Source organism: Pseudomonas sp. MDV22-iso1 (assembly GCF_058145095.1).
In genome coordinates, this window is record NZ_JBYVMF010000026.1 from 1 (window position 1) to 19886 (window position 19886).

21 protein-coding genes and 1 pseudogene are annotated in these 19886 nt (G+C 59.8%); 10 read left to right on the forward strand and 12 right to left on the reverse strand.

Annotated features, from left to right (window positions below; genetic code table 11):
- Positions 1 to 254 precede the first annotated feature (254 nt).
- Positions 255 to 491 carry a hypothetical protein gene (locus AC3ZVB_RS23885; RefSeq protein WP_162439222.1) on the reverse strand — a complete coding sequence of 79 codons (237 nt, stop codon included), beginning with the start codon at positions 489 to 491 and terminating at the stop codon, positions 255 to 257.
- Between the two features lie 193 nt (positions 492 to 684).
- Here AC3ZVB_RS23885 and AC3ZVB_RS23890 point away from each other — a divergent pair, with 193 nt between their 5' ends.
- From AC3ZVB_RS23890 to AC3ZVB_RS23910, 5 genes are all read left to right on the forward strand, one after another.
- A complete protein-coding gene (locus AC3ZVB_RS23890; RefSeq protein WP_490147874.1) occupies positions 685 to 2448 on the forward strand; it encodes an L-lactate permease in 1764 nt (587 codons plus the stop codon).
- A gap of 139 nt (positions 2449 to 2587) precedes the next feature.
- A complete protein-coding gene (gene yghX, locus AC3ZVB_RS23895; RefSeq protein ID WP_490147875.1) occupies positions 2588 to 3475 on the forward strand; it encodes a YghX family hydrolase in 888 nt (295 codons plus the stop codon).
- Positions 3476 to 3569: 94 nt separating this feature from the next.
- Positions 3570 to 5750, forward strand: a complete 2181-nt coding sequence (locus AC3ZVB_RS23900) for a TonB-dependent siderophore receptor (protein ID WP_490147876.1) — start codon at positions 3570 to 3572, stop codon at positions 5748 to 5750.
- Between the two features lie 527 nt (positions 5751 to 6277).
- Complete coding sequence (locus AC3ZVB_RS23905) at positions 6278 to 6958, forward strand: SOS response-associated peptidase (protein WP_490147877.1); 681 nt, start codon at positions 6278 to 6280, stop codon at positions 6956 to 6958.
- Between the two features lie 264 nt (positions 6959 to 7222).
- Positions 7223 to 7495: a hypothetical protein gene (locus AC3ZVB_RS23910; protein WP_194692227.1), complete on the forward strand. Its 273-nt coding sequence runs from the start codon at positions 7223 to 7225 to the stop codon at positions 7493 to 7495.
- A 143-nt stretch (positions 7496 to 7638) separates the two neighbouring features.
- Here AC3ZVB_RS23910 and AC3ZVB_RS23915 read toward each other — a convergent pair whose 3' ends face one another.
- From AC3ZVB_RS23915 to AC3ZVB_RS23925, 3 genes are all read right to left on the reverse strand, one after another.
- The gene (locus tag AC3ZVB_RS23915) at positions 7639 to 7809 is read right to left on the reverse strand and encodes a hypothetical protein (protein ID WP_490147878.1); all 171 of its coding nucleotides are present in this window, start codon (positions 7807 to 7809) and stop codon (positions 7639 to 7641) included.
- A 66-nt stretch (positions 7810 to 7875) separates the two neighbouring features.
- Positions 7876 to 8187: an AzlD domain-containing protein gene (locus AC3ZVB_RS23920; RefSeq protein WP_162439235.1), complete on the reverse strand. Its 312-nt coding sequence runs from the start codon at positions 8185 to 8187 to the stop codon at positions 7876 to 7878.
- Positions 8187 to 8888, reverse strand: a complete 702-nt coding sequence (locus AC3ZVB_RS23925; protein ID WP_490147879.1) for an AzlC family ABC transporter permease — start codon at positions 8886 to 8888, stop codon at positions 8187 to 8189. Before AC3ZVB_RS23925 ends, AC3ZVB_RS23920 begins: the two co-directional genes overlap by 1 nt.
- 132 nt (positions 8889 to 9020) lie before the next feature.
- On the opposite strand from AC3ZVB_RS23925, the gene AC3ZVB_RS23930 reads away from it, so the two are divergent.
- Positions 9021 to 9380 carry a DUF2784 domain-containing protein gene (locus AC3ZVB_RS23930; protein WP_162439216.1) on the forward strand — a complete coding sequence of 120 codons (360 nt, stop codon included), beginning with the start codon at positions 9021 to 9023 and terminating at the stop codon, positions 9378 to 9380.
- Between the two features lie 113 nt (positions 9381 to 9493).
- On the opposite strand, the gene AC3ZVB_RS23935 is transcribed toward AC3ZVB_RS23930, so the two are convergent.
- Both AC3ZVB_RS23935 and AC3ZVB_RS23940 read right to left on the reverse strand, forming a co-directional pair.
- A complete protein-coding gene (locus AC3ZVB_RS23935; RefSeq protein WP_490147880.1) occupies positions 9494 to 11071 on the reverse strand; it encodes a sensor domain-containing diguanylate cyclase in 1578 nt (525 codons plus the stop codon).
- Positions 11072 to 11087: 16 nt separating this feature from the next.
- A complete protein-coding gene (locus tag AC3ZVB_RS23940; RefSeq protein ID WP_162439214.1) occupies positions 11088 to 11618 on the reverse strand; it encodes a DUF3087 domain-containing protein in 531 nt (176 codons plus the stop codon).
- A 228-nt stretch (positions 11619 to 11846) separates the two neighbouring features.
- Here AC3ZVB_RS23940 and ppnN point away from each other — a divergent pair, with 228 nt between their 5' ends.
- Positions 11847 to 13220, forward strand: a complete 1374-nt coding sequence (gene ppnN, locus AC3ZVB_RS23945; protein ID WP_162439213.1) for a nucleotide 5'-monophosphate nucleosidase PpnN — start codon at positions 11847 to 11849, stop codon at positions 13218 to 13220.
- A 79-nt stretch (positions 13221 to 13299) separates the two neighbouring features.
- Positions 13300 to 13740: an NUDIX hydrolase gene (locus AC3ZVB_RS23950; RefSeq protein ID WP_490147881.1), complete on the forward strand. Its 441-nt coding sequence runs from the start codon at positions 13300 to 13302 to the stop codon at positions 13738 to 13740.
- A gap of 150 nt (positions 13741 to 13890) precedes the next feature.
- On the opposite strand, the gene AC3ZVB_RS23955 is transcribed toward AC3ZVB_RS23950, so the two are convergent.
- Positions 13891 to 14940 carry an alpha/beta fold hydrolase gene (locus AC3ZVB_RS23955; RefSeq protein ID WP_490147882.1) on the reverse strand — a complete coding sequence of 350 codons (1050 nt, stop codon included), beginning with the start codon at positions 14938 to 14940 and terminating at the stop codon, positions 13891 to 13893.
- Positions 14941 to 14996: 56 nt separating this feature from the next.
- Positions 14997 to 15257, reverse strand: coding sequence for a DUF2790 domain-containing protein (locus tag AC3ZVB_RS23960; protein ID WP_162439211.1), 261 nt, complete (start codon positions 15255 to 15257; stop codon positions 14997 to 14999).
- 190 nt (positions 15258 to 15447) lie between these two features.
- Here AC3ZVB_RS23960 and AC3ZVB_RS23965 point away from each other — a divergent pair, with 190 nt between their 5' ends.
- Both AC3ZVB_RS23965 and AC3ZVB_RS23970 read left to right on the forward strand, forming a co-directional pair.
- Complete coding sequence (locus AC3ZVB_RS23965; protein WP_162439210.1) at positions 15448 to 16182, forward strand: response regulator; 735 nt, start codon at positions 15448 to 15450, stop codon at positions 16180 to 16182.
- 124 nt (positions 16183 to 16306) lie between these two features.
- On the forward strand, positions 16307 to 16531 hold the full coding sequence (locus AC3ZVB_RS23970) for a hypothetical protein (protein WP_490147883.1): 225 nt from the start codon (positions 16307 to 16309) through the stop codon (positions 16529 to 16531).
- A gap of 258 nt (positions 16532 to 16789) precedes the next feature.
- Here the strand turns inward: AC3ZVB_RS23970 and AC3ZVB_RS23975 are convergent, their stop codons facing one another.
- From AC3ZVB_RS23975 to AC3ZVB_RS23990, 4 genes and pseudogenes are all read right to left on the reverse strand, one after another.
- Positions 16790 to 18238 (reverse strand): FAD/NAD(P)-binding protein, encoded by a 1449-nt coding sequence (locus tag AC3ZVB_RS23975; protein ID WP_490147884.1) that lies wholly within the window; start codon positions 18236 to 18238, stop codon positions 16790 to 16792.
- A 14-nt stretch (positions 18239 to 18252) separates the two neighbouring features.
- Positions 18253 to 18378: a hypothetical protein gene (locus tag AC3ZVB_RS23980; protein ID WP_490147885.1), complete on the reverse strand. Its 126-nt coding sequence runs from the start codon at positions 18376 to 18378 to the stop codon at positions 18253 to 18255.
- A gap of 64 nt (positions 18379 to 18442) precedes the next feature.
- Complete coding sequence (locus AC3ZVB_RS23985) at positions 18443 to 18607, reverse strand: hypothetical protein (protein ID WP_490147886.1); 165 nt, start codon at positions 18605 to 18607, stop codon at positions 18443 to 18445.
- A gap of 308 nt (positions 18608 to 18915) precedes the next feature.
- Positions 18916 to 19859: pseudogene (locus AC3ZVB_RS23990) on the reverse strand (NtaA/DmoA family FMN-dependent monooxygenase); the annotation flags it as partial.
- Positions 19860 to 19886: the final 27 nt, after the last annotated feature.

A 19886-nucleotide genomic window follows, 5' to 3' on the forward strand; every position in this document is an offset into this window, starting at 1 on the left:
AAATGCCCCATGGCGGTCAGAAATTGTCCGGTTACGGGAAGGACATGTCGATGTACGGGTTGGAGGACTACACCGTGGTTCGGCATGTGATGTTCAAGCACTAAAAGCATCGCCAGCAGGCTGGCTCCCACAGGGTTGTGTTGCGACCGGCCCTGCTGTGGCAAGCCTGCCCACAGGGTCGGGGGATGTACACCAATCCTGTGGGCAACTCAATACAGGTGGGAGCCAGCCTGCTGGCGATGGCGACCCTACGGTCACAACGTCCGCTGCCCGTTGCCGATCCCCTTGGCAATGTCCACCCCCCAATCCAGCGCCGCTTCCATGTCCAGCAAATGCGGTTTTGGATCAGGGTCTTCAAAGATGACCGAACCGTCCGGCCGGTAAACACCGATCAACATCTTCAACGAGCCGTCCCGCAATATTTCCGCTTTTACCTCGATGGTGCATCCGTTCGACAACGTCTCCTTATGGTCCAAATGGCGTTCAGTCATTGCGGCAATCCTCCGGTCGTTGAAGTCCGAGTCAGGTGTTCCCCTGCACTCATGTTAGCTCACCATTTCGCACCAAAATGGCCCACTGAATCGCCTGCAAACAGCGCCCTGACAGCGGCGCAATGCCACCTATACTCATAGCCACCGCCCCCTCGGGGTCTGCACGTCCAACAATAAAAAGCAGAGGTGGAACATGGTTTGGCAGCAAATCTACGATCCGTTCAACAACCCGGTCATATCCACGATCATGGCCGCCGTGCCGGTCGTGGTGATGCTGGCGTCCCTGGCTTTCTTTCACATCAAGGCGCATCTCGCTGCACTGCTTGCCTTGGCATCGGCCTTGCTGATCGCCATTTTTGCCTTCGGCATGCCTGCGAACATGGCAGGCTCCGCAGCGCTGTTCGGTGCCGCCAATGGCTTGCTGCCGATTGGCTGGATCGTGCTCAACATTATCTTCCTGCACCGGCTGACCACCGAGAACGGTTCGTTCAAGGTGCTGCAAGACTCGCTGGCGCGGATTACCGATGATCGACGATTGCAACTGCTGTTGATCGCGTTTTGCTTCGGCGCGTTCTTCGAAGGGGCCGCCGGGTTCGGTACCCCGGTGGCGGTCACCGGTGCCATTCTGATCGGCCTGGGCTTTTCGCCCCTCGCCGCTTCCGGCCTGGCATTGATCGCCAACACCGCGCCGGTCGCCTTCGGGGCGCTGGGCACACCGATCATTACCCTGGCCAAAGTGACCGGGCTGGATGAAATGGAACTGTCGATGATGGTTGGCCGGCAGCTACCGTTTTTCTCGGTGCTCGTGCCGTTCTGGTTGATCTGGGCGTTCGCGGGCTGGCGCAAAATGCTCGAAGTCTGGCCGGCGATCCTGGTGGCTGGGGTCAGTTTTGCGGTACCGCAGTTCCTCGTGTCCAACTACCACGGGCCGATGCTGGTGGATGTGATCGCGGCGCTGATCTCCATGGCTTGCCTGGCCGGGTTCCTCAAGGTGTGGAAACCCGCCACGGTGCACACCTCCGCAGCCCTGTCCGGCCGTGTCGACAACTCAAAAATCGACGCCGAGCATGACAAGAAGCCCGAACCCACCGCAGCCTTTGCCACCGACGCCAAGCCCGCCGTGATGCGCGCATGGATGCCGTGGATCATCCTGACCGTCTTCGTGTTTGCCTGGGGCACTCAAGGCTTCAAAAACATGTTCGACACCCGTCCGGCCATCGACCCGGTCACCCACTCGGCCAAGCTTGATCCACAGGGCAAGCCGATGCGCGAAGCGAACCCGATCTTCTCGCCGGCCCTGACATTCACTACCTTGCACCAGCAAGTCGAGAAGGTGCCGCCCGTGGTGCCTGCACCAAAAACCGAGGAGGCGATCTACAAGTTCAACTGGTTCACGGCGACCGGCAGCGGGATCCTGTTTTCAGCGATCCTCGGCGGGCTGCTGATGGGCTATTCCATCCCGCAGCTATTCAGCCAGTACGTGCGAACGTTGTGGGTGGTGCGCTATTCGCTGATCACCATCGCGGCGATGCTTGCGCTGGGCTACCTCACCCGCTATTCCGGTCTGGACGCAACCATGGGCCTGGCCTTCGCGGCGACGGGCATTTTCTACCCGATGTTCGGCACCCTCCTCGGCTGGCTCGGCGTGGCGCTGACGGGCTCGGACACGGCGTCAAACGTGCTCTTTGGTGGCTTGCAGCGCGTCACCGCCGAACAACTGGGGATCAGTCCGGTATTGATGGCCGCAGCCAACAGTTCCGGTGGGGTCATGGGCAAGATGGTCGATGCCCAGTCGATCGTCGTGGCGTCCACGGCGACGCGCTGGTATGGGCATGAAGGGGAAATTCTGCGCTACGTGTTTTTCCACTCGATCGTTCTGGCGATTCTGGTCGGCGGGTTGGTGACCTTGCAGGCGTACGTCGCGCCATTCAGCCATATGGTCGTCGGAGGGCACTGACATTCAATCAAGACCTGTGGCGAGGGAGCTTGCTCCCGTTGGGCTGCGAAGCGGCCCTAAAAAACAGGACTGCTGCGCAGCCCAGCGGGAGCAAGCTCCCTCGCCACAGGTGCAGTGTCGTTATTAGAGAGGTAGACCGATGACGCGTTTGACTGCGAAAGATTTTTCCCCGCAATTGCTCGAACTCTATGACTACTACGCTCACGGCAAGATCAATCGGCGCGAATTTCTGGACCGTGCGGCGCTGTTCACCCTCGGTGGTTTGACTGCCAGCGCCCTGCTGACTGCCCTGAGCCCGAACTACGCCCTCGCCGAGCAAGTGGAATTCACCGACCCGGACATCGTCGCCGAGTACATCACCTACCCTTCGCCCAAGGGTAACGGCCAGGTCCGGGCCTATCAGGTCAGACCGGCGAAGGCCACCGGCAAGGTGCCGGCGGTGGTGGTCGTGCATGAAAATCGCGGGCTCAACCCTTACATCGAAGACGTCGCCCGGCGTGTGGCCAAGGCCGGTTTCATCGCCCTCGCCCCCGATGGACTGACGTCCGTGGGTGGCTATCCAGGCAACGATGACAAGGGGCGGGAGCTGCAAGCTACGGTCGATCCGGAAAAACTCATGAATGATTTTTTCGCGGCCATCGAGTGGCTGATGAAGCACGACATGGGCACCGGGAAAGTCGGTATCACCGGTTTCTGCTACGGCGGCGGGGTCGCCAATGCGGCGGCCGTGGCTTATCCGGAACTGGGCGCCGCCGTGTCTTTCTACGGTCGCCAGCCTGAGGCAAAGGACGTGCCCCGGATCAAGGCCCCGGTGATGCTTCACTACGGCGAACTGGACACGCGCATCAATGAGGGCTGGCCCGCGTATGAGCAGGCGCTGAAAGCTGCGGGCAAGACCTACGAGGCGTACATCTACCCCGGCGCCAACCACGGCTTTCATAACGACTCGACACCCCGCTACGACGAGGCGGCGGCGAAGCTGGCGTGGGACCGCACACTGGCGTGGTTTCGGCGTTATCTGGTTTAAAAGCAATGCGACGACGCACTAACACATCCCGATCCCGATACGTCCTCTGTATGATGGCGCGCTTTTAGCGCGGGTCATTCATCGAGGAGTTTTCATGGGCAGGCATTACCGGACACGTCACAAGGGAATGTCCGCTCCGCGGTTCGCGCTCAACTGCTTCACTCTGGGCCTGCTCTCGGCCAACACCGCCCTGGCGGCCGAAACCGAGCTGCCGGCGCTGACCGTCACCGGCGAAGACACCTCCGGCTATCAAGCCGACAGCGCATCGGTCAGTGGTTTCGATGCCGCCCCCTTGCTTGACACGCCGGCGTCGATTTCGGTTTTCAACGACGCCCTGATCAAGGATCAACAGGCACGCCTGCTCAGCGAAGTGCTGCGCAACGATGCATCGGTCGGCCAGAGCTACGCGCCGGTCGGCTACTACGAAAACTTCGTGGTGCGCGGCTTCTCGCTGAATTCCGCCAGTAGCTACAAGATCAACGGGCGCACCATCACTGGCGAACAGAACGTCGGGCTGGAAAACAAACAACAGGTGGAGTTGCTCAAGGGGCTTTCCGGCCTGGAAAGTGGCGTCTCCGAACCGGGCGGACTGGTCAACTACGTGACCAAACGGCCCACCGATGTGCATTCGGTGACAGTGTCGACAGACGATCGGGGCAGCGGCTACCTGGCCACCGATGTCGGCGGTTTCTTCGGCAGCGAGCAGCAGTTCGGACTGCGCGCCAACCTCGCCCATGAAGACATTCATTCGTATGTCGAACACACCAACGGCCAGCGGGATTTCGCCTCCCTGGCGTTTGACTGGAACATCAGCCCTGACGCGCTCCTGCAACTGGACGCGGAATACCAGACCAAGGAACAGCGCTCGGCACCGGGCTACCAGCTACTCGGTGGCACGACGCTGCCGCACCACGCCTCACCGAAAAAACTGCTGGCTCACCAGAGCGGTTCCAGGCCGGTCACCACCGATGCGCTGAACCTCAACGGCAACTTCGAATACCGTTTCAGCGACGACTGGAAAGGCAACCTCAGCGCGTCGCGCAGCCGAGTGGTGATCGACGATTACAGTTCTTTCGCCTGGGGCTGCTACGGCGCCGCCAGTTGCGCCGACGCCGCGGTGCCGAACTACTTCAGCCCCGAAGGCGACTACGACATCTATGATTTCCGCAGCCCCGACGACACCCGCCGCAATGACGAGGTCCAGGCGACACTCAGCGGGCGTTTCGACACGGCCGGCCTCGGGCACGAACTGACTGTTGGTACCAGTGCATTTCGCCGGGTGGTGGATAAACGCGACCCGATCAACGTGATGATCGGCAGCGGCAACATCGACCGCGAACCGGAAGACTTCGCCCGCTACGACGGACCACTCAACGATTCCTTCCGCCGTCTGGACAGTCGCCAGTACGGAGTGTTTTTCAATGACCGGATCAGTTTCAACGAACGCTGGCAAACCGTGCTGGGTGGACGCGAAGTGCGACTGGATGAAGAAACCTTCGACAGCCAGGGCGACACCACGCGCCATACCCAGCGGTATGAATTCCTGCCCCAGGCCGCGCTGATCTACAAGCCGGTGCACAACCTGTCGTTGTATACCCGTTACAGCAAAGGGCTGTCCCTGGGCGGCGAAGCGGCCTGGTTCACTACCAACGCGTTCGAGATCCTGGCGCCAACGGTTTCCCGGCAGATCGAGGCAGGGATCAAGTACGACTGGCAGCGCATGACCCTGGGCGCGGCGCTGTTCCAGATTCGTCAGGACTACCAATACGCCCGGCCGAATGACGACGGCACCTTTACCTTTGCCCAACAGGGCGAACAGAAAAACACCGGGCTGGAACTCTCGGCCAACGGTTGGGCCACGCAGCGCCTACAGATCAGCGCCAGCGTTGCGGCGATTCGATCGCGGGTGACCGGTACCGGTACGCCTGCTTATGAAGGCCACCAGACGATCAATGTGCCGACGATGCGTGCCAGCCTTTATGGGGATTATGCGCTGCCGTGGGTCGAGGGTCTGGCAGTGCTGGGCGGCGTGCAGTACAGCGCCAGCAAGTACGCCAGTCAAGTGGGTGAAGTGGAGACGGGGGCGTATGCGATCTTCAACGTGGGGAGTCGCTTCAGTACGCGCATCGACGGCTATGAGACGGTGTTCCGGCTTAGCGTGGACAACCTGTTTGATAAGCGCTATTGGCGCGATGCAGGTGAATACATGGGGGATGACTATGTGTTCCAGGGCGCACCGCTGACCGCACGGCTGAGTGCTTCGATCAACTTCTGATCCGGGAGCATGGTGTTGGAGGCGGTGGCATATCCAGCATCTTCGTTACCTGACACGGCGTCATCGCGAGCAGGCTCACTCCCACAGGGGATCGGTTGAGGACAAAAATCTTTGTTAAATGCAAATCCCTGTGGGAGCCGAGCTTGCTCGCGATATCGCCCGTCCAGCCACTACCTGCATGCCTGACACACCGCCATCGCGGGCAAGCCCAGCTCCCACAGTTGATCGATGGTGCACACAAAGGCCAGATTCGCCGACGATCCTCTGTAGGAGTGAGCCTGCTCGCGATAGCGGTAGGAAATTCAACATCGAAGTCGCCTGACACGGCCCCATCGCGAGCAGGCTCACTCCTACATTTTGATCGGCGGTGAGCACTGGATCTGCGTCCAGCTCAGTTCCCCTGTGGGAGCGGGCTTGCTCGCGATGGCGGTCTGACATTAAGCATAGAGCCAGCCTGACACGACCCGCTCCGGCGGCATTCCAACAATCTGCACCTATGCTGAAACTATCCACCCGAGGATCAGCCCATGTGCGGTCGTCTATCGCAATACCGGGGTATTCACGATTTCGTCGCCGCGCTGAGCATTCCAGACGCGATGATCAATCACGTCGGTGATGAGCCGCTGGCCCGCTACAACGCCGCGCCTACCACCCAACTCGCCCTGCTGCATCTGGAAGACGACGGTCTGCACGCCGACACGGTTCGTTGGGGATGGCGCCCGCACTGGGCCAAGGATCGCCCGCCGCCGATCAATGCGCGTGTTGAAAAAGTCGCCCATGGACCTTTCTTTCGGGCGATCTGGCCGCACCGGGCAATTGTGCCGATCGACAACTGGTTCGAATGGGTGGAGGCCACGGACAAGACGAAGCAGCCCTGGCTCATCCGCCGCAAAGACCGCGAACCGGTTTTCTGCGCCGCCATCGGCCAGTTCCCCAGCCGAGACGCCGAGCCGCGGGCGGATGACGGATTCGTTATTGTCACGGCGGACAGCGCTGGCGGCATGCTCGACATCCATGACCGGCGCCCGATCGTATTGTCACCCGAACTTGCGCGGGAGTGGCTTGATCCTGCGACCCCGAGGGAACGCGCAGAACAGATAGCGCTGATGCAAGGTGAAAGCAGTGACGTTTTCGAGTGGTACAAGGTGGACAAAGCCGTCGGCAATTCAAGAAACCAGGGGCCGGCGTTAATTGAGAAAGTTGCTTGAACACTTCAACGAATCAGTCTTAGTTGTATAGACAGGCCCATAAGTTAAATCGTTACACTCACTGTTTCATCCAGGAAACACTGCCTTGAAAAAGTGGCAGTTTGCCGCCTCCACCGCCTGTCTGACATTTCGATTGTCATACATACATTTGAGACGACTGCCGCTAGCATGCGCGCCGCCATTCCCATGGCCTCAGCTTGATTGACCGAAGAGTCAACAAGCGAAAAAGGAGCCCCTGAAACTCAAGCCTTGCAGAGAATTAAGTTGCGCGACGATTTATCTACCAATGTACCTGGTGGTCTGGAGTGTGTTTTTCTTTCGACCACTGAACGCTATGCACTCGATTGTTTTATCGGGCAATACATCAACACCCGAAACCTGCAATCAATACCCGCCATTGAAGCGGTCCTGCGCGCCGCCTTGCGCAACTATCCGGGTAAACATCCGGTGATGGTCAATGAACTGAATGCCTGGATCGACAAGACGTTGGGTTATCGAGCGGCTCACCCTGACGAGCTGCTTGTGGAAGATGTTTGAGGCGACTCGACAGGGTTTGCTTATTCGTCGTGACCGCAAAAAATCAGCAGATCAAGATCAAAAGATCGAAGCCTCCGGCGGCTCACATGGATCGTGAGAGATGCCGAAGGCTCGGGCCGCGTGCGGACGATCTTTTGATCTGATCAAGGTTTTAGAGGGAACTCTCTGTCGCGGTCCGACAATTCTTTACCATCGTCGGGATGTTTCCAGGTCGGTGAAGAACGTCTCTGCTGCTCGATTTCTTCTTCCGATGGTTCATCCATGTCTTCATCCACGCCATTATTCGGGCCTGGATGCTTGGGATCATTTGCCATGTTCACCTCTCTTCCTGAAGGGATCAGTCATCAGGTTTCAGCGTAGAACAGATTTCGGCATCTGGCTTACAGCCACCACCGCAGCAAGAAGAAAAACGCCATGCTCAACAACATGCTCAGCAGCGTGTTGCGGGTGTAAATCACCAGCGCAACGGCCACCAACGAGCTGATCAGGTACGGATTGTCCCACTGCAGGTTCAGTTGCCTGTCGGGCATGAATACGATCGGCCCGCAGATCGCCGTCAACATGCCGGGCACAGCGAACCCCAGGAATTGCCGGACATTACTGCTCAGGCGCACCGGCAGCCGTGGCTCGAGAAACACGTAGCGGTTGAGAAACACCAACGCGCCCATCCCGAAAATCACCGCCCAGACCATCATGCTGCTTGCCTCACATAGAATTTGTTGCAGAGAAACCCTGTGGTCATCCCCGCCAGTCCCGCCAGGACCAGCGCCGAGCCCAATTGCCAGTAGCTGAACAGCACCGAGCAGAACAACGAGACCGCCACGCAGGCCACCGTCGGCACGTTGCGCACCACGGGTGTGATCAATGCGATGAAGGTCGCCGCGATGGAGAAATCCAGGCCCATATGCTCAAGCCCCGGAATGCTGCTGCCGAGCACGATGCCGGCCAGCGTGAAGAGGTTCCAGGCGATGTAGAACGTCAGCCCGACACCCAGCGCGTACCAACGATTGAATTGCTGCTTGTCATACTGGCTGGTCAGGGCGAACAGCTCATCGGTAAGCAAAAAACCCAACCCCACCCGCCAGCGACCCGGCAGGGGCGAGATCACCGAGCGCAGGCTCATGCCGTAGAGCAAATGTTGCGACGTCAGCAACAACGTGGTCAGCAGAATCGAAAAGATCCCGGCACCGCCCTTGAGCATGCCAATGGCAACCAATTGCGCGGCGCCGGCAAACACAATGCCGGACAGCGCCTGGCCTTGCAGAGGTGTGAGATTCGCTTCAATCGCCATGGAGCCTGCCAGCAGCCCCCAAGGCGCGGTCGCCAGGGATAATGGCAGGATCGCCACAGCGCCGCGCAAAAATGCGCTGCGGGGCAGGTGTGAGTTGGACATAACGCTCTTGACCGAAAAAAAGATGTCAGACTTTGCCAGCACTCATCGCCGATGGCTTTAAAAATTTGTCATTCGTTGAAGGGTGCACGAATCCCTACGCCCACTGCTCGCCTGACATCTCACGGAGTCGACATGCTGTATCGAATCGCTGCCGACGGGCTGGTGCTGTTCCACCTGATGTTCATCCTGTTCGTGCTGTTTGGCGGGCTGCTGGTGCTCAAGTGGCGCCCCCTGATCTGGTGGCACCTGCCCGCCGCTGCCTGGGGTGTCTCGGTGGAAGTCTTCCACCTGATCTGCCCGCTGACGGAATGGGAAAACCGCATGCGCCTGGCAGCCGGGCAAACCGGTTACGGTGGCGGCTTCATCGAACATTACGTGTGGCCGGTGATCTACCCCGCCGGCCTCACCCCCGCGATTCAGCTGGGGCTCGGCGCGGTGGTGCTGGTGATCAACGTTGGGGTCTATTTTCGAGTGTGGCGACGCGCCCATTGACTCAACAGATCGCCCGAGGACGTTGAACCCTGGCGCTCCCGACCCTGCGCGCGAACATTCTCGCCCAGGGCGATGGCTTGGCCGTGGGCTGGCCACGACCGCTTTGTCCGATATCAGTTGGCAATGACGCTCATGTTCCTGCCGCTGGCCTTGGCCACGTACAACGCCTTGTCCGCAGCGCGCACCAGGTCATCGGGTTGATCCTGCGAGGCGGTGTTGTAAGCGCAGACACCGATGCTGACCGTGACCGTGCCCTCGACCCCTTCACTGTGCTCGATACCGGCCTCCTTGACAGCGTTACGGATTTTTTCCGCGATCAGGAACGCGCCCACATAGTCGGTACCGGGCAACACCACGGTGAACTCTTCGCCGCCGTAGCGGGCGGCCAGGTCGCCTGGGCGCTTGATGTTGTCGCGAATGATTGCGCTGATCTTGCGCAAACAGAGGTCGCCCGCCACATGGCCGTACAGGTCATTGAAGCGCTTGAAGTGGTCGACATCGATCATCAGCAACGCCAGGTGAGTCTGGGTGCGCCGGGCACGGCCCATCTCGGCCAGGATGAACAGATCGAACTGCCGCCGGTTGGACAATCCGGTCAGGGCATCCTCCAGCGCCAGCAACTCCAGGCCATGATTGACCTCAAGCAGCTTTTCCTGAGCATCCAGCAAGACGCTCTGGATGTGATTCTGCTGCCTCATGAGTCGGATCAGGCGATAGCCCAAGACCCCGAGAAAACTCAACAGCAAGGCGACAATGCCGGCACTGAGCAGGGATTCGTCGCGCCAGCTGGTGAGGACTTCATCTTTGTCTAGCGCGGTAAAAATGATCAGCGGGTAACCCTCGACCCGGCGGAATCCCACCACGCGTTCCACACCGTCAACGATCGACTTGACCCTGGCCGTGCCTGAGTTGCCCTTGGGCAGTAATTGGGTAAACAGCGGTCCATTGGCAACGCTGGTGCCGATTTCTGCGTCATTGAATGGCCGGCGCACGACGATGGTCGCGTTGTCGGCGATCAGGTTGATGACGCCGTTGCGGCCCATGTCGATGCTGTCGTAGAGCCCGAGAAAATGATTCAGGTAGATCGTTGCCAGCGCCACGCCGGCAAAGCTGCCGTCCGGATGATTGACCCGGCGCGACACGGTCATGATCCATTCGCCGCTCGAACGACTCTTGATCGACGGGCCAATGTGCGGCCCCAGGTCGGGATGATCCCGATGAAAAATGAAATATTCACGGTCGGCATTATTGGAATTGGGCACCAGGGCGCCGTTGGAATTGGCGATCCACTGCCCCGTCGCGTCGTAGACGAACAAGCCATGCAACTGGCTCAACTCCGAGCGCTGCACACTGAGCAGCCGTTGCATCCTCGGCAGGCGCGCGGATTCGACACCTTCGTTTTCCAGGCGCTCGACCAGGGTCAACAGCAGCGTGTCCGCTTGCTTAATCGACGCCTGGGCTTGCCACGCCAGGGTCTGCGCAAGGTTGGACATTGCCACTTCCTTGTCCCGCAGATGGTACTGACGCGAACTCCAGGCTTCCCAGATGACAATAATCGTCATCGACAGACAGACCGCGACGAGCAGAAAGACCACGGACCGGACCTTGAGCCTGGACACGGGCCGCTCACCGTTCAACGGCGTGGCGAGCCTGGCGTTTTCGATGCGTTCGTTAATGGACAGCTGACCCATATCATTCCCTGATTACTTATGATTTCGGCGTTTGCTTGACGGCGTCCAGCCAGGCGGGATCCAGTCGCGTCTGGTCGGTATCAATGCCTAGCGCTTCCATTCGCGTTTTGTGCAGGTCAATCTCGCGATGCAACTGACCATGGTCGCTGGAATTGCCGTCCAGCTCATGCATCTGGCTCAACCCCAGATGGTAGAAGCGTAGCAACTTCATGGCGCGAGGATCGTCGCGCTCCACCGCGGCCGTCACCTGGTGCATGACGTTGGTGACGCTCATCAGGCTACGCTTGAGCTGCCAGCCGTATACGGCCGATGCCATCCACGGCTGGTTCCAGAAATAGCCGCGCATCAATGCAACCATCAACAGCACTGCCACGAACACGCCGCCAACGTTGAACCGCAGGTTGTCGCCGCCGGGCTCGCCGAACAGCGCCACAGCGGCGGTGGACAGCACCATCGCCAGCGCCAGGAACGTCAGGGCAATAATGACCGTGCTGCGCCGCGTCTGTTGTCGATAGGTCTGGGCATTTATCGGCTGAATTTCAAACATTGCGGCGGGGTTCCTTGGATCAAGGGAAAGAGACTCGGTGATAAAACTGCGGGGCATTATCGCCTCCCCGGCAGATTTAGCTATGCTGGAGCTCCTTTTCATCTTTTCATCGTCAAAGGGCAACGTGGCGATACTGCGCAGTTCGTGCCATCTTCTTTAATGGATACACACTATTCGGATGCCATTTGCCGATCCCCGTGTGAGTGACATCGTTTTAAGGATCATTGAATGACCCAACGCCATGTAATCAATGCCTCTGTCAGCCCAAAAGGCAGCCTGGAAACCCTTTCTCAGCGGGAAGTACAGCAACTGAGCGAAGCCGGATCCGGCAGCACCTACACCTTGTTTCGCCAATGCGCCCTGGCCATCCTCAATACTGGCGCCCATGTTGATAACGCCAAGACCATTCTGGAAGCCTACAAGGACTTCGAAATCCGCATTCACCAGCAGGACCGCGGCGTACGCCTCGAACTGCTGAACGCCCCGGCCAACGCCTTCGTCGACGGCGAAATGATCGCCAGCACCCGGGAAATGCTCTTCAGCGCCCTGCGCGACATCGTCTACACCGAAAACGAACTCGACAGCCAGCGTATCGACCTGAGCAATTCTCAGGGCATCAGCGATTACGTGTTCCACCTGCTGCGCAACGCCCGCACCTTGCGGCCCGGTATCGAACCGAAAATCGTTGTCTGCTGGGGCGGTCACTCGATCAACACCGAGGAGTACAAATACACCAAGGAAGTCGGCCATGAACTGGGCCTGCGCAGCCTGGATATCTGCACCGGTTGCGGCCCCGGTGTGATGAAAGGCCCGATGAAAGGCGCGACCATTGCCCACGCCAAGCAGCGCATTCACGGCGGCCGCTACCTTGGTTTGACCGAGCCCGGCATCATCGCGGCGGAAGCACCGAACCCGATCGTCAACGAGCTGGTGATTTTGCCGGACATCGAAAAACGCCTGGAAGCGTTCGTGCGCGTCGGCCACGGCATCATCATCTTCCCGGGCGGTGCCGGTACGGCGGAAGAGTTCCTGTACCTGCTCGGTATCCTGATGCACCCGGACAACGAAGGCCTGCCCTTCCCGGTCATCCTCACCGGACCGAAGCATGCCGCGCCTTACCTGGAGCAGCTGGACGCGTTCGTCGGCGCCACCTTGGGTGAAGCGGCGAAAAAGCATTACGAAATCATCATCGATGACCCGGCCGAAGTGGCCCGCCAGATGACCAAAGGCCTCAAGGAGGTCAAACAGTTCCGCCGCGAGCGCAACGACGCCTTCCATTTCAACTGGCTGCTGAAAATCGACGAAAGCCTGCAGCGCCCGTTCGATCCGACCCACGAGAACATGGCCAACCTGATACTGCGCCGTGATCTGCCCGCCCATGAACTGGCCGCCAACCTGCGCCGCGCGTTCTCCGGCATAGTCGCCGGCAACGTCAAGGACAAGGGCATCCGCCTGATCGAAGAACACGGGCCGTATCAGATCCGCGGCGACGCGGCGGTGATGCAGCCACTGGATAAACTGCTCAAGGCATTCGTCGCCCAGCACCGGATGAAACTGCCCGGCGGCGCTGCATATGTTCCGTGTTATCAAGTGGTTGCGTAAATAACCTAAAGTCAAATGTGTACTTGCGAGCCGAAGCTTTTGCTTCGGCTCGCTGCCTTCTACGGAAAGAGAAATCACGATGCGCCAACGTAATGCTGCACGACTCCTGGTGATAAACCCGCAGAACGAGGTGCTGCTGTTTCGCTTCCAGCACAAGGGCGATGCCCTGGATGGCCGCGATTATTGGGCCACGCTAGGCGGCGGGGTCGAGGATGGTGAAAGCTTTGAAGAAGCGGCGGTCCGCGAACTGCTGGAGGAAACCGGATTGCAGGTCGACAACGTGGGCACCTGCGTGGCCGAGCGCAATTTCACGATGATGCTGCCCAACGGCGAGACGGTGTTGTCCGTGGAACGCTACTTCGTCGTTCGCGCGGCGGGTGAGCAACTGACCCGTGATGGCTGGACCGTGGATGAGGCGCGAGTGATGACCGAGCACAAATGGTGGTCAGTCGGCGAGTTGGAGCAGACCGCTGAAACGGTGTGGCCGGAGCGGTTGATCGAGATGATCGAAAAGGTGTGACAACGCCATGCCAACTACCCGTGTAGGAGCTGCCGAGTGAAACGAGGCTGCGATCTTTTGATCTTTGATTTGTTAAAAACAAGATCAAAAGATCGCAGCCTCGTTTCACTCGACAGCTCCTACCAGTTCCTGCAAAGACGCGCGGTGGTGTTATAGCCGATCCGCATCAATCACTGCCTTGGCAAACGCCTGCGGGTCTTCTTGCGGCAGGTTGTGGCCGACACCCCCGTTGATCAGCCGGAATTCGTACTTGCCCGTGAACCGCTTGGCGTAATCTTCTGGCGCCGGGTGCGGCGCGCCGTTGGCGTCACCTTCCAGGGTAATGGTCGGCACGCTGATGGACGGCGCCTTGGCGAGTTTCTGCTCCAGGGCCTCGTACTGGCTTTCACCTTGCACCAGACCCAGGCGCCAGCGGTAGTTGAAGACCGTGATGGCGACATGGTCCGGGTTTTCCAGGGCCGCAGCACTGCGGTCGAAGGTGGCGTTATCGAATGACCACTTTGGCGACGCCAACTGCCAGATGAGCTTGGCGAAGTCGTGACGATTTTTTTCGTATCCCGCCTGACCGCGCTCCGTGGCGAAGTAAAACTGATACCACCACTGCAACTCGGCCTTGGGCGGCAGCGGGTTTTTCCCCGCTGCCTGGTTACCGATCAGATAGCCACTGACCGACACCAGCGCCTCTACCCGCTCCGGCCAGAGTGCCGCAACGATGTCTGCCGAGCGCGCACCCCAATCGTAGCCCCCCAGCACCGCCCGCTTGATCTTGAGCGCGTCCATGAAATCGATCACGTCACTGGCCAGCGCGGCGGGCTGGCCGTTGCGAACGGTCTTGTCCGAGAGGAAATGCGTATCGCCGTAGCCCCGCGCATAGGGAATCAGCACGCGGTATCCCTTCGCCGCCAGCAAGGGCGCGACCTCGGTGTAGCTGTGAATATCGTAGGGCCAGCCGTGCAGCAGGATGACGACCGGCCCGTCCGCTGGACCCACTTCCGCGTAAGCCACATTCAGCAAGCCTGCGTCGACATGCTTCAGCGGGCCGAACGGTGTGTACGCCGGCGTCTTGACTGTCGCCGCCACCGGCTCTGCGCCGGCGGCATTGGCTACTCCGAGCACGCCCAGCTGCATCAGTGCTAACGCAAGCACCGAGGGGCCAATCAAGCGGCGGCGTTTTGGGGTTTTCGGACTCAATACGGTCATGTTCACAGTGATCTCTCCCCAAGTCGGCGGCGTTAGGAATCAGCGTAGTGGAAGGGTCAGCCGCCCTGATTGGCGCATTCGGCGAACTTGCTGTAATCGAGGACTTTTTGTGTGCCGCTGGAATCCAGGTAAGTCATGCGGGCATTCACGATGCCGCAGCTGCCACCGCTTTCGACGGTCGAGATCACTTTCTTGATATCCAGGTGGGTGCCGTAGGTATAGGTCTGCGGCGCGCTTTTGACGTCGGCGTGGGCGGAAAACGCAGCGATATTCAGAACAGCGAAGACGCCAGCGACGATAACGTTGTTTATGCTCATGGTGATGACCTCGGGGCTGCAATGGGAAGACGTTGCGAGCAAGTTGCCTTGTCTCGATGGAACCCATTTAATCGACGCGAGGTATCTGCCATGTGTCGTAAAACCGCGGCTACTGAGGCGTAAGGTGTCAAACCGGGCATTCGATACAGTGCGATACAAAACCTGCGACACATAACAAGAAGGTTGAGCGATGGAACACGTGAACCACATCCTGATCGTCGATGACGATCGAGAAATCCGCGAGCTGGTCGGTAATTACCTGAAGAAGAATGGGCTGCGCACCACAGTGGTCGCCGATGGCCGGCAAATGCGCAGTTTTCTCGATGCCAACCAGGTGGACCTGATCGTGCTGGACATCATGATGCCCGGCGATGACGGCTTGCTGCTGTGCCGCGAACTGCGCTCAGGCAAACACAAGGCCACGCCGATCCTGATGCTCACCGCCCGCAACGACGAAACCGACCGCATCCTCGGGCTGGAAATGGGCGCCGATGATTACCTGACCAAACCCTTCTCCGCCCGCGAACTGCTCGCGCGGATCAATGCCGTGTTGCGCCGCACGCGGATGCTGCCGCCTAACCTGCTGATCACCGAAAGCGGCCGGCTGCTCGGTTTCGGGCGCTGGCGCCTGGACACCACGGCCCGTCATCTGCTGGACCAGGACGACACGATGGTGGCGCTCAGTGGCGCCGAGTACCGCTTGCTGCGGGTCTTTCTCGATCATCCGCAGCGGGTGCTCAGCCGCGATCAACTGCTGAACCTGACGCAAGGCCGTGACGCGGACCTGTTCGACCGCTCCATCGATCTGCTGGTCAGCCGGCTGCGCCAGCGGCTGATGGACGACTCCCGAGAACCGACCTACATAAAGACCGTGCGCAGCGAGGGGTATGTGTTCTCGTATCCGGTTGAGATGCTGGGCGCGTAGACAGCGCCGTTGCGTTCCCTCGGATCAACGCGCGTGATAAAGACTATGCGTGCAGGTGTTTTTTCATGCCCTGGCTCCAGCTCTACAGTGGCCACATCTTCTTCCCACGCTCTGGAGCTACATCATGAAAAGCATTATCGGTCTTGGTTTCGCGCTTTCGATTCTCGGTGCAACGTCCGCCATTGCCGCACCCCATGGGGTGTCGCAAGTCGTTGCCGCCGCCAAGGTCAGCCAACCGGCTACGTTGAACGTCAATACGGTTGGCGTTGATCACAAGGACGCTCAGACGAGCAAGCTGTATGTCGCCGAGAACCGTCCTGAGTTTGGGTCGAAGTATCAGCGTTATTGATTGCTGGCTTTAAACCCCGGGTGGTTCCCATCTACCCGTAAGCGTGATGCATACCTCTGTGGCGAGGGGATTTAGCGAAACGTCGCACCGCCCCGTTGGGCTGCGAAGCAGCCCTAAAACTGCAACTGAGGTGTACCTGATACACCTCCGTTTCAGGTTCTGGGGCCGCTTCGCAGCCCAACGGGGCGGTGCGACGTTTCGCTAAATCCCCTCGCCACAGTGCTGCGCTCGCCTCAAGCTCTTCTTGAGCGAACAGTATTACGTTCTATCCGGTTTTTTTAGGATCAGTCGCGCGGCGAGTGCCTTGGCCTGGCTCGCGACATCGGTGACTGCCGTGCTTTCCCACCACATGCCGCGCAATGGCGGCCCCATTGCAAACAATCGATCAGATACGTCGCCGTTTGCATCCATGACGGCGCCATCCGCCGCGGCCGCGATGCCGAGTGCCAGCGGGCCCGGCTGAATCAGTCCACGCGCGAGTAGCTGCCGGGGCAACGGTCGCGCGACGCGGCGCCAGTCATATTCGATGCCGCTGGAGTTGATCAACGCCGCACCGCTGACGACGGAGGTTTCGGTCTCGCCGCGACGCCGGATGTAAAGGCTGACGTTGTCGCCATGGGTCGAAGGCGCCAGCCCTTTGAACGACGCCGCCTCAATGTGCAATCGACCTTCCCCGAGCAACCGCGCGACCAGCTCGGCGCTCAAGGGCGGCGAACGGTGGTGATGACTTTCCCACCACGGCCGCACATGCCGTACAAACTGCCGGCGCTGTGCATCCGTCGCCTGATTCCACAACCGGCCGATATGCGCCCGGACCGTGTCCAAGGGTGCCTGCCAGTCGATGCCCCGAGCGATGGCGTCCCGGCAATGCCGACGCAATTCGCGAACCAGCTGGCGTGGGGTGCGCAACGTCGCATCTTCGGCGAGAAAGTCCACCCAGGCCGGCGGCTGACGCCTTACGTGCGGCAGCAAACCATGGCGCGAAAACACCTTGATCGGCCCGCGGTGCCCGGCCTGCTCCAGTGACACCACGGCATCGACCATGGTCAACCCGGAACCGATGATCAACACCGTCGATTGTGGATCGAGCTGCCGCATGGCCGCCACATCCCAAGGATCGAGCGCGGCCGCGTTCACACCGCTGGATTGGGTCTGGGGTGTGCGCGCAGCGGGAAACATCCCGGTCGCCAACACGGCGTAAGCGCCCTGCAAGCGTTGGCCGTCGCTCAGGGTCAGCCGAACGCTATCGTCCAGAGTCTCAAGGTCCACCACTTCAGCCCGCACGTGCTCGACCGTCGACCCGTTCAGCGCGCCGACCGCTTGTGCTTCCCTCAGACGCTGCTGCACGTACACACCGAACAGCCCGCGAGGCGGGAACAACTCGCTGATGGGCACATGTTGCTGGTCAGACTCGGGCCAGCCGCCCGCCTCAATGTGTTCGGTGAGCCATTGCGTGAGGTCGTCGGCGTTGTCCGGATCGACGCTCATGCGGGCGGCATTGCCATTGAGCGTATGGCCCAATTCGACGGCGCTGTACGCTTCGCCCCGACCGAGTTCGGCACGCGGTTCGATGACCAGCACCGAGCGCTTGCCCGGCAAACGCAGAAGCTGCGCCGCCAGCATGGCGCCGCTCAGACCGCCGCCGACGATCAGAATGTCGGCGTGGCGAATGACGTCGGTCGCGTGTCCGCGTGGGGTTTCACTCATGGCGTTCTCACAGATCAGTGTTTACCTAAAGGGAAGTCATGCAGTTCGCGCGGCTGCTGCCGGATTGGCGAGGCGACTGTGAGCGCCACATTAAAGGGTCGCCCGGGAATCAGGAAGCGGGCAATTTCCTGAACGATCATAAGCCGCAAATCCATGAAGGGTTCGTCAGTCAGTACCAAAGTAGGACGCCTGGCTGGATCACGTTCACGCGGTGTCCCGTTTCAGTTCGAACAGCCAGTCAGCCCGCGGTTGCGTGCAAGGGTGTTGCGTGACGGGCCAGATAAAGTGCAGGTTCTGGAAGCCGAGCAGGCGTCGAACGCCCTGTTTGATCAGCCGTTGCGGGCCTTTCTCCGGGTGTATTTGGCACATCGACTCGCCACTCGGAGATGTCCCCGATGGGGGAACGCTTGAGTTCGTGCACGCTCATGAAATCGACCTCTGTTGATGGACGAAAGCATGCGGTGGTCCGCCGGGCCGGGATGTGTGTTGAATGGAAGGGCCTCATCGCGAGCAGGCTCGCTCCTACAGTTTTGTAGCTTTGCCGGGGGCGGTGTTTGTGTCCGACGCTGATCCCCTGTGGGAGTGAGCCTGCTCGCGATGGCGGTGTAACTGGCGACATCGATGCCGGATGTGCCGGCCTCATCGCTAGCAGGCTCACTCCTGCAGGGATTGATGTGTTATGCAGATACCGACTTTTTCTCTTCCTGCCGCAACGCCGCCAGGTCCCGATACCCCGCTCCGGGATGGATCGCCGGTAACGTTGGTCCTTCTCCAAATAGTTTCTCGCGCAAAGTCCCTGGCGCATATTCGGTCTTGTACACCCCGCGCTTCTGCAACTCCGACACTAGCAGTTCAACCGCGTCGATGAAGGTTTCATGGGTCAGCGCGTAGGCCAGGTTGAAGCCGTCCACATCGGTGTCTTCGACCCATTCCTGAAGCAGATCAGCGACGGTTTCAGGGCTGCCGACAAACAAGGGACCAAACCCTCCGATACCAACCAGTCCGCCAGCTCGTTCGGCGTCCAGACCTTGTTTGGATCAGCCGTCGAAAACGCCTCCACCGCCGATTGAATGGCGTTGGTGTGCACATGCTTGAGGGGCTCGTCTGGCTTGAACCGGCAGAAGTCGATGCCGGTCCAGCCAGAAATCAGCGCCATCGCCCCTTCATAGCTGACCCAGGTTTTGTATTCCTCAAACTTGGCTTTGGCCTTGGCATCGATCTCGCCGAGGATCACCGTCTGCAGGTTGAAGATCAGGATTTTCGAAGGATCACGTCCGGCTTCGGCGGCGCGACGGCGAATGTCCGCAACGGTTTTCTTCAGGAGGACCTTTGACGGCGCGGCGACAAACACACATTCGGCATGTTCAGCGGCGAATTGTTTGCCCCGACTCGATGCACCCGCCTGGTACAGCACGGGCGTGCGTTGCGGCGACGGTTCACAGAGGTGAATGCCGGGCACCTGGAAGTGTTTTCCGACGTGGCGGATTTCATGGATTTTGCTCGGGTCGCTGAAAATCCGACGCTCACGATCCCGCAGGATCGCGCCCTCCTCCCAACTGCCTTCCCAGAGCTTGTAGCAAACCTGCAGGTACTCTTCGGCGAAGTCGTAGCGGGCGTCGTGTTAGGCAGATTTCACGGGCCATTGCGC